This window comes from Nocardia amikacinitolerans NBRC 108937 (assembly GCF_001612615.1).
GTDB classification, from domain to species: Bacteria; Actinomycetota; Actinomycetes; order Mycobacteriales; family Mycobacteriaceae; genus Nocardia; species Nocardia amikacinitolerans.
The window spans coordinates 81,856-90,967 of the sequence record NZ_BDAU01000036.1 but is presented as its reverse complement, the minus strand read 5'-3'; the positions used below and the strand labels follow the sequence as shown (position 1 = coordinate 90,967).

General features: G+C 70.1%; 7 protein-coding genes. 2 read left to right on the top strand and 5 right to left on the bottom strand.

All coding sequences use genetic code 11. The features are described 5' to 3' along the window. On the bottom strand, positions 1-3,151 hold a 3,151-nt coding region (locus NAM01S_RS26305), incomplete at its 3' end, for an AfsR/SARP family transcriptional regulator (RefSeq protein WP_067790074.1). A gap of 240 nt (positions 3,152-3,391) precedes the next feature. Beyond that, positions 3,392-3,913: a hypothetical protein gene (locus NAM01S_RS26300; RefSeq protein ID WP_067790072.1), complete on the bottom strand. Its 522-nt coding sequence runs from the start codon at positions 3,911-3,913 to the stop codon at positions 3,392-3,394. A gap of 222 nt (positions 3,914-4,135) precedes the next feature. Here NAM01S_RS26300 and NAM01S_RS26295 point away from each other — a divergent pair, with 222 nt between their 5' ends. Both NAM01S_RS26295 and NAM01S_RS26290 read left to right on the top strand, forming a co-directional pair. After that, the gene (locus NAM01S_RS26295) at positions 4,136-5,305 is read left to right on the top strand and encodes an acyl-CoA dehydrogenase family protein (protein ID WP_067790069.1); all 1,170 of its coding nucleotides are present in this window, start codon (positions 4,136-4,138) and stop codon (positions 5,303-5,305) included. Positions 5,306-5,324: 19 nt separating this feature from the next. Further along, complete coding sequence (locus NAM01S_RS26290; RefSeq protein WP_067790066.1) at positions 5,325-6,134, top strand: enoyl-CoA hydratase/isomerase family protein; 810 nt, start codon at positions 5,325-5,327, stop codon at positions 6,132-6,134. Between the two features lie 11 nt (positions 6,135-6,145). Here NAM01S_RS26290 and NAM01S_RS26285 read toward each other — a convergent pair whose 3' ends face one another. The 3 genes from NAM01S_RS26285 to cysS all read right to left on the bottom strand — a co-directional run bounded on the left by NAM01S_RS26285 (position 6,146) and on the right by cysS (position 8,941). Continuing rightward, positions 6,146-6,424: a DUF4190 domain-containing protein gene (locus NAM01S_RS26285; RefSeq protein WP_067790064.1), complete on the bottom strand. Its 279-nt coding sequence runs from the start codon at positions 6,422-6,424 to the stop codon at positions 6,146-6,148. Between the two features lie 148 nt (positions 6,425-6,572). Continuing rightward, positions 6,573-7,538, bottom strand: a complete 966-nt coding sequence (gene rlmB / locus NAM01S_RS26280) for a 23S rRNA (guanosine(2251)-2'-O)-methyltransferase RlmB (protein WP_067790115.1) — start codon at positions 7,536-7,538, stop codon at positions 6,573-6,575. Then, positions 7,538-8,941, bottom strand: a complete 1,404-nt coding sequence (gene cysS / locus NAM01S_RS26275) for a cysteine--tRNA ligase (RefSeq protein WP_067790061.1) — start codon at positions 8,939-8,941, stop codon at positions 7,538-7,540. The genes rlmB and cysS overlap by 1 nt, the downstream gene beginning before the upstream one ends. Positions 8,942-9,112 lie beyond the last annotated feature (171 nt).

Sequence of the window (9,112 nt, the reverse complement as noted above, 5' to 3'; positions counted from 1 at the left end):
TGAGGCCCACCGCCGTACGGAGGCGGGTCAGGGCTTCGGGGGCGGGCAAGGTGGCGGTGCGGTGGTAGGCGGCCTTGTAGGTTTCCTGGCCTAGTTGGTTGGTGAGGGTGTTCACCAAGTCCGCGAGGCGGGGTTCGCCCGCGTCGAAGTCGCCGCGGAGGGCTTCGCTGAGGCCGAGGGCTTCGGCGGCGGGCTCGGGGGCGTCTTCGAGGGAGAGCAGTTCGGCGAGGAGTTCGGCGACGTGCGCGGTGTTCGCCGCGTCGGCCAAGGCGAACAGGCCCGCGGCGGCGTGCGGGAGGTGGGCGCGGGCCCCCACCGGGTCGCCTTCGGCGAGGCGGTTGGCCAGGCGGGCGGCGGCGATCAGACCGGCGGCCATGGTTTCCGGGAGGCCGAGGCGGTCGGCGATCGCGGCGAGTTCGTCGATGGTGTGGTCGGCGGCGGGCACGTCGCCCGCGCGGCGGTGCCATTCGGCGAGTTCGAAGAGGGTTTCCGCGGCGCTGCGGCGGTGGCCGCGAGCGGTTGCCTGCCGTCGCATCGCCTCGATGTCGCGGAGTGCGCCGACGAGATCGCCCGCGCGCATGCGTTCGACGGTGAGCCGGGCGCGGCAGTGGAACAGGTCGTCCTGGCCGCCAAGCTCGCTGCTGACCGCGACGCCGCGCTCGAAAACGGCGATGGCGCGGGCGTGTTCGCCGCGCAGCGAGTGGTCGCGGCCGACGGCGAGCAGCGCCATCCCGAGACCCCAGCGGTCGCCGACCTCCTCGAAACCGCGCACCGCCGCCGCACGGGCCTCGGCGCCCGCCGCACGGTCGCCACGTTCGGTCCACACGTAGTCCCGCGCCCAGTGCGCGCTGGCTCGCACCCAGGGGTCCCGGTTGGTCAGCGCTTGGTCGAGCACGCGGTCGCCGAGGTCGTCGGCGCCCACCGATGCGGCGAGCAGCGGAATCCACAGCAGCAGCGCGGGATGGAAGTCGAGTGCGTCGGCGACGCAGTCCTCGATGAGCTTCCGCACCGGAACCGCTTCCGCGATCGGCGCGCCCGCGAGCAGCTGCACGAGTCGCAGCGCGGACCGTTCACGGGCGGGCAGCGCGTCGTCGAGACTCAGCACGGCGGCGAGGAACGTGTCGAACTGGGTGCTCATGCCGCGGATGCCCCAGTACCAGAACAACCCGCCGACGAAGCGCGCGGCGCGCACTGCGTCGCCAGCGTCGAGCGTCGATCGCAGTGCGGTTACCAGGTTTTCGTGTTCGTCATCGAAGGTGCCGATGGCACGCAACTGCTCCCGCGTGCGCAGCAGTGGTTCGTACCGTTCGACAAGCGTCAGGTAATGCTCGGCGAAGCGGTCGGCGAGATCGTCGCCGGACTCCGTCAGCCGGTCGGCCGCGTAGGCGCGAATGGTCGCGAGCATGCGGTAGCGCTCGCCCGAGACGGTGAGGACGGACTTCTCCACCAGCGCGTCGGCCACGTACAGCACGTCCTCGGCGGGCAGCGCCGCGTCGGCGCAGATCGCTTCCAGCGCGTCGAGGGTCGCGCCGCCGGGAAACAGCGAAAGTCTGCGGGCCAGTACCCTTTCCGGCTCGGTGAGCAGGTCCCAGCTCCACGCCACCAGCGCCAGCAGCGTGCGCTGGCGCGGCAGTGCGGTGCGGCTGCCTGAGGTCAGCAGCCGGAAGCGGTCGTCGAGTCTGCGCGCGATCTGCTCGACGCTCATCGAACGCAGTTTGGCGGCGGCCAATTCGAGCGCGAGCGGCAGGCCGTCGAGCTGTCGGCAGATGTCCACCACCGGTCCGGCCGTCTCGGCGTCCAAGACGAAGTCGGGTCGTGCCGCGACCGCGCGATCCAGAAAGAGCCGCACCGCGGGCGCATCGGCGACCTCGGCGGACTCTGCTGCCTCGCCCGGCAATTCGAGCGGTCCGAGCTGGTACAGCGTCTCCCCCGCGATGGCGAGCGGCTCCCTGCTCGTCGCGAGAATCCGTAGCTGCGGCAGTCTTTCGAGTAGACCGTCGGCCAGTTCTGCGGCGGATTCGATCAGATGCTCGCAGTTGTCGAGCACGAGTACGGCGGGGCCGACATCGAGCAGCTCGGCGATGCGGTCGATTCCGGTGAGCGGCTGGCGATTGTCGGAGACGCGCATATCCCAGGAGGCCAGCGCGCCGAGCACGGTGTCGGTCAACTGTTCCGCTGTGCTCACACCGGCCAGCGGCACCAGCCAGACCCGGCCGCGCTCGTAAGCCCGGTTCCTGCTGACGGTTTCGACGGCCAAGCGGGTCTTGCCCGCGCCACCCGGACCGACCAGCGTGACCAAGCGGCCCGCGGCGAGCAGTTCGGAAACTCGGGACAGCTCGCGATCCCGTCCGACGAAGTTGGTGAGCGGCAGGGGAATTCGGCTCACCGTCGGCTCCGGACGCGGTGCGGGGCGATCCAGTTCGCCGCGCAACAGCGCCAAGTGGATGTCGCGCAGTTCGGCGGAGGGATCGACGCCGAGTTCGTCGCCGAGGCGCTCGCGGATCTGCTCGTAGACGGCGAGCGCGTCGGATTGGCGACCCGCGGCGGACAGCGCCCGCATGCGTAGTCCGGCCAGCCGCTCCGCCAGCGGGCGTTCGGCGGCGGCGGTTTCCAGGTCGGTGAGCACTTCGGCGTGCCTGCCGAGTCGCAGCTCGACATCGTAATTGTCCTCGGCGACAGCGGCTTTCAGCTCTTCGAGCCGGGCAACCGCGAGATCGGCGAACGGGGCGTCCCGCACGTCGGCCAGCGCGGGACCTCGCCAGAGCGCGAGCGCGTCCGCGAGTGTGGCCGCCGCCGCCTCGACCTTCCCCGCGGCCAGTTCGCGGCGTCCCTCGGCGGCCGCGGTTTCGAAGCGGTGGGTGTCCACGTCCTCCGGCCGCACCGAGAGCCGGTAGCCGCCGGGGCCGAGTTCGAGGGTGCCCGCGCCGCGAATCACCTTGCGCAGGCGGGAGACCAGCGCTTGCAAGGCGCCCGCCGCCTCGGCCGGTGGATGCTCACCCCACAGCCCGTCGATGAGCGCGTCTACCGAGACCGGGCGACCCGCCTCCAGCGCGAGCCTGGCAAGGAGCATCCGGAGCCGCACACCGCCGAGATCCAGAGGGGAACCGTCGTCGGCGAAAGCCGCGACCGGACCGAGTAGAGCAACACGCACCGGTCCAGGGTGTCAGAAGGGTCGAACCTGTCGGCTGGGGTGGTGCCACACAGGTTTCACACGCCTCACATAGGCGGTGGCTATGTGAGGCGTACATAGGGTGTGTGGGAGTCGAACATTGCGGCGGTGGCGGGGGCCGAGTACCGGCGACCCCCTCGGGAAGCCGGTGACGCCAAAAGCCCCGGCGCGGGTCGACACGCTCGAGTGACGAGCGGGTCGAGCCCACGCCGGGGTTGGGGATCAGGCGGCGAGCAGGGCCAGGAAGACCAGGATCGAGCCGCCGAAGACGATCGCGTGGCGGGCGTTCTGCAGGTAGGGCATTACCCAGCGAGGGAAGGCGCCTTCGGCGGCGGCGAGGAAGCGGCGCGCGTCGATGCGGGCGAGTTCCGGGTCGCCGGTCTTGGCGAAGGCGGCTTCGACGCCCTTGGCGGCGGTCAGGTTGCTGTACAGGATGACGACGTTGACGAAAAGAACGAGCGCCTGGCAGATCCAGGTCAGCGTCTGGCCCCACGGGTTCGCCGCGAGGTTCAGTGCGGCAAGGGCGGTCATGACCAGTGCGATGGACAAAGGAGCCCAGGTCTCGTGGCCACCCGCGTCGAACCGCATGCCGTGCTCGGCGAGCACACCGGGCCGGACGCCCTGGCGGTTCAGTTCCGCCTCGGCGGCGGCCTTCGCCGCGGCGCCGTAGCGGTGGCGGACCAGCGGGATGCTCACGAAGGCGAGCGCGATGAGCAGTTGGACGATGGCGGCGACGGTCAGCATGGCGGTTCTCCTCGGTCTTGCGTGGCCGGTGTGGCCCTTCGATGAACCAAAGATGTCGGGCCCGGCTGACAGGCCGTTCACAATGCGCTGACAGCGCGTGTCAGTGCAGGTAGCGGCGAAATATGGCGAGCACCTAGTCAGGTGATGGCAGCCGCCTTCAGTCGTCGGCGTAAGGTTTCGTATGCTCGGATCCACACGCCGCCGAACGAATGGTGACCAACGATGATCGACTTCTCGATTCCCGCCGAACTCGCCGCCGAACGCGACCGCGTCCGCCAGTTCGTCATCGACAAAATCGTTCCGTTCGAGCGCGACCCGCGCCTGACCGCGCACGGTCCGACCGACGAATTGCGCCAGGAGCTGGTGGAACTCGCGCGCGCCGAGAAGCTGCTGACGGTGCAGGCGCCCGAGGCGCTCGGCGGGCGCGGGCTCAGCCACGTCGAGCAGGCCGTCATCTACGAGGCGGCGGGGTGGTCGACCCTCGGCCCGATCGCGATGAACTGCGCCGCGCCCGACGAGGGCAATATGTTCCTGCTGTCCAAGGTCGCGAACCAGGAGCAGACCGACCGCTACCTGATGCCGGTGATCAACGGACACCAGCGCTCGGTCTTCGCGATGACCGAACCCGACGGCGCGGGCTCGGACCCGGCGCAGCTGACCACCGAGGCCGTCTTCGACGGCGAGAACTTCACCGTCAACGGGCGCAAATGGCTGATCACCGGCGCCAACGGCGCGAAGACCTGGATCATCATGGCGCGCCTCGCGGCCAACCCGCACCTGCCCGAGGGACCGACGCTGTTCCTCACCGACGGCGATCAGCCGGGCATCGTCATCGAGCGCACCATGAACACGATGGACCGCAACTACGTCGCCGGGCACGGCGTCGTCCGCTTCGACAACCTGGTGCTGCCCAAGTCGGCGCTGCTCGGGGAGGCCGGGCAGGCACTGCGCTACGCACAGCTGCGGCTCGCCCCCGCCCGGCTCACCCACTGCATGCGCTGGCTCGGCGCGGCCGAACGGGCCCAGAGTATCGCGGTGCAGCACGCCAAGACCCGCACCGCGTTCGGCAAGCCGATCGGCGAACACGAGGGCGTTTCCTTCATGCTCGCGGACAACGAGATCGCGCTGCACCAGTGCCGCCTGACCATCTGGCACGCCTGCTGGCTGATGGACCAAGGCGAGAAGGCGCGGCACGAGAGCTCGATCGCGAAGTCCTACGTCTCCGAGGAGCTGTTCAAGGTCGCCGACCGCTGCGTGCAGGTGCTCGGCGGCATCGGCATCAGCGACGAGACGGTGGTCGAGATGATCTTCCGCGATATGCGCGCCTTCCGCCTCTACGACGGCCCCACCGAGGTCCACAAGTACGCCATCGGCCGCAAGATCCTGCGCTGAGCCACTACGATCCCATGGCATGAGTTCGGAACTGCTCGTCGATGTCTCCGCGGGCATCGCCGTCCTCACGCTCAACCGACCCGCCCAGCAGAACGCGTTCACCCCGGCGATGGCCGCTGAGCTCGGCGCCGCGCTGCAACGTTGCGACAGCGAGGACGCGATCCGCGCGGTGGTCATCACCGGGACGCCGCCCGCGTTCTGCGCGGGCGCGGATCTGTCCAACCGAGTCGGCGAGGTCAGCGCCACCATCGAGCCGGCGCCGTGGCGGGTGCGCAAGCCGGTGATCGCCGCGGTCAACGGGCACGCGGTCGGCATCGGGCTGGCGCTGGCACTGCAATGCGACCTGCGGTACATGGCGCGCGACGCGGTCTACGGACTCACCCAGGTGCGCCGCGGCGTGCTCGCCGACGGCTACGCGCACTGGACGCTGCCCCGGCTCGTCGGCATGGCCAACGCCGCCGACATCATGCTCACCGGCCGCACCTTCGACGGCGAAGAGGCCAAGGCGATGGGCCTGGCCAACGCGTGCCTAGCGGGCGGCGAAGTGCTGCCGACCGCGCTGTCGGTGGCGCACGATCTGGTCAACGGGTCGGCGCCGCTGCCGGTCGCGCTGTCCAAGCGGCTGCTCTGGGAGGGCCTCGGCATGAGCCCGGCCATGGTCGGCAGGCTGGAGTCCGAACTCAACGCGCACGTCGCCAAGAGCGTCGACGGCGGCGAGGCGATGGCGGCGTTCCGCGACCGCCGTCAGCCCAACTGGACCGGCAGCATCAGTTCCGAATGGCCGGCGTGGGACAGCAAGGCCGACACCGACCGACCGGTGCTCGACTGAATCGCGACTTCTCAGGCGTTGCCGCCCAGCACGATAAGCAGAAACAGGATCGCCATCAGAACCATGAGGACGGTTCCGATGACGCCGAGGATGTAGCCGACCAATACCTGCGCACGGCCGCCGAGTGCGCCGCCGGAGTCCTCGATCTGGTCGAGAGCGCGCTTGCCCAACGCCCACGCCACCGGGCCGAGGGCCCCGCAGCAGAAGATGCTCGCCGCGCCGAGAAACAACACGGCCGTGGCATTGGGATGCTCGACCGTCGCACCGATGGGCTGGTTGGGTATCACCACCAGCCGAATTCTACGGGGCTACCGGGGAACTCCGCGTATTTTGCGGATCGCGCGTGACACGGGGCGTTTCGCACCGGGCCGCGAAACGCCGTTCACCTGCGCCATCGCCGAAACGGTTGGCGCGTAGGGACATTCGACCCGAGAGCCGTCAGGCCCGACGCTGACGCGCGATCTCGGCGAGCACCACGCCCGCGGCCACCGAAGCGTTCAGCGACTCGACCGGACCGGCCATCGGAATGCTCAGGATGCTGTCGCAGTTCTCCCGGACCAGGCGCGAGAGACCCTTGCCCTCCGAGCCGACCACGATCACCGTCGGTGCGGTGCCGTCGAACTCGTCCAGCGTGGTGTCACCACCCATGTCGAGGCCGACGACCTGGATGCCCTGACTGGCCCAATCCTTCAGCGTGCGAGTCAGATTCGTGGCGCGCGCGACCGGAAGCCGGGCCGCGGCGCCCGCGCTGGTCCGCCACGCGACGGCGGTGACGCTCGCGCTGCGCCGCTGCGGGATCAGCACGCCGTGGCCGCCGAACGCCGCGACGGAGCGAATAACCGCGCCGAGATTGCGCGGATCGGAGATGTTGTCCAGCGCTACGAGCAGCGCGGGTTCGGCCGTGCCGCGCAGCCGGTCGAGCAGATCGTCCGGGTGGGCGTAGCGGTACGGCGGCACCTGCAACGCGACGCCCTGGTGCAGGCCGTTGTTGCTCATCCGGTCCAGATCGGTGCGCGGCACCTCGAGGATGGAGATGCCCGCGTCGGCCGCGGTCTGCACGCTCTCGGTGAGCCGGTCGTCGTTCTCGGTGCCGACCGCGACGTACAGCGCCGTCGCGGGAACGCCCGTGCGCAGACACTCGACGACCGGGTTGCGGCCGAGCACCAACTCGGGACCGTCCTCGGTCTTACGGCCCGCGGGGCGGCCGGTTGGGCGACCCTTCGCCTCCGCCTTGGCCTTGGCCGCGGCGCGCTTGGCCGCGGGGTGCTTGGTCCGCATCTCGGCGGGCGGCGTCGCGCCGCGCCCCTCGAGCCCGCGCCTGCGCTTGCCGCCGGAACCGACGACCGCGCCCTTCTTGCTACCCGTCTTGCGCACCGCGCCACGGCGCTGCGAATTCCCTGCCATCAGTTCGCCTTTCCGCGCGCGGCGCCCAGCGACCACTCGGGGCCCTGGGGAGTGTCGGTCACTTCGATGCCTGCGGCGGCCAAACGGTCGCGCACGGCGTCGGCGGTGCCCCAGTCCTTGTCGGCGCGGGCCTGCTGGCGGCGATCGAGTTCCGCGCGCACCAGCACGTCGAGCGCCTCCTGCGCCGCGGAGGTGTCCTCGGGCGCGTACCACTTCGGGTCGTACGGGCAGACGCCGAGGATGTTCAGCATGGCCCGCACCTGCCCGGCCAGCTCGCGGGCGGTGTCGACCGCGCCCGACTCCAGCGCCTTGTTGCCTTCGTGCACCACGCGGTGCACCTCGGCGAGAGCGCGCGGCACCGCCAGATTGTCGTCCATCGCCTCGGCGAACGCGTCGGTCCACTTGCCGACCGGGATCTCACCGGCCCGCTCGGCGACCCGGTGGATGAACGCCTCGATCCGCTGGTAGGAGGCCGCGGCGTCGTACAGCGCCTTGTCCGAGTACTCCAGCATCGATCCGTAGTGCGCGCTGCCGAGGTAGAACCGAAGTTCCACGGCGCGAACCTTTTTCAGCACGTTCGGCACCGAGAGCACATTGCCGAGCGACTTGGACATCTTCTCGCCGCCCATGGTCACCCAGCCGTTGTGCAGCCAGTACCGCGCGAAACCGTCACCGGCTGCCTTGGACTGGGCGATCTCGTTCTCGTGGTGCGGGAACACCAGATCCATACCGCCGCAATGGATGTCGAATTCCGCGCCGAGGTAGAACTCGGCCATCGCGGAGCATTCCAGGTGCCAGCCGGGGCGGCCGGGGCCCCACGGCGACGGCCAGTTCGGCTCGCCCGGCTTTGCCGCCTTCCACAGCGTGAAATCGCGCGGGTCGCGCTTGCCCTCGCCCGCGCTCTCGCCCTGGTGCACGTCGTCGAGCTTGTGGCCGGACAGCTTTCCGTAGTCCGGGAAGCTCCGCACGTCGAAGTAGACGTTGCCCTCGGAGGCGTAGGCGTGCCCGCGCTCGATGAGCCGCCGCATCAGGTCGACCATCTGGGTGATGTGGCCGGTGGCCCGCGGCTCGGCGGACGGCGGCTGCACGCCGAGCGCTTCGTAGGCGCGGTCGAAGGCGCGCTCGTAGGTGGCCGCCCACTCCCACCACGGGCGGCCCGCCTCGGCGGCCTTGTTCAGAATCTTGTCGTCGATGTCGGTGACGTTGCGGATGAAGTACACGTCGTAGTCGTGCGCCTGCAACCAGCGACGCAGCACGTCGAACGCGACGCCGCTGCGGACGTGACCGATATGGGGTTCCCCCTGGACGGTGGCGCCACAGAGGTACACCGAAGCGCGGCCGGGAACCAGCGGCGCGAAATCGCGCATGGTTCGGCGTTCGGTGTCAAAGAGGCGCAGTGTCACGGCAGTCGATCCTAGTCGGCGTCGTCGAGCGACTTCCGTCCAGGCTCACACACGACCGGCGCGAACTCTGAGGTTCGCCCGCCCGGTCGGAGCAGGGCGTTCGTGTCTCGGCTCGATCGAGAGCCGCCGCAGTCCCGAGTCACCGGCCGGCCGGTCGTGCGCACGGCCATC

Bases quoted from the DNA above. Each gene is read 5' to 3' on its own strand.
- NAM01S_RS26300 (WP_067790072.1), bottom strand. From the start codon at position 3,913: ATGCTGACCGTCGCCGCCATCGTCCAACTGCTCATCGCGCTCGCCTTC.
- NAM01S_RS26290 (WP_067790066.1), top strand. From the start codon at position 5,325: ATGAGTTCGGAACTGCTCGTCGATGTCTCCGCGGGCATCGCCGTCCTC.
- rlmB (WP_067790115.1), bottom strand. From the start codon at position 7,538: ATGGCAGGGAATTCGCAGCGCCGTGGCGCGGTGCGCAAGACGGGTAGC.
- NAM01S_RS26295 (WP_067790069.1), top strand. From the start codon at position 4,136: ATGATCGACTTCTCGATTCCCGCCGAACTCGCCGCCGAACGCGACCGC.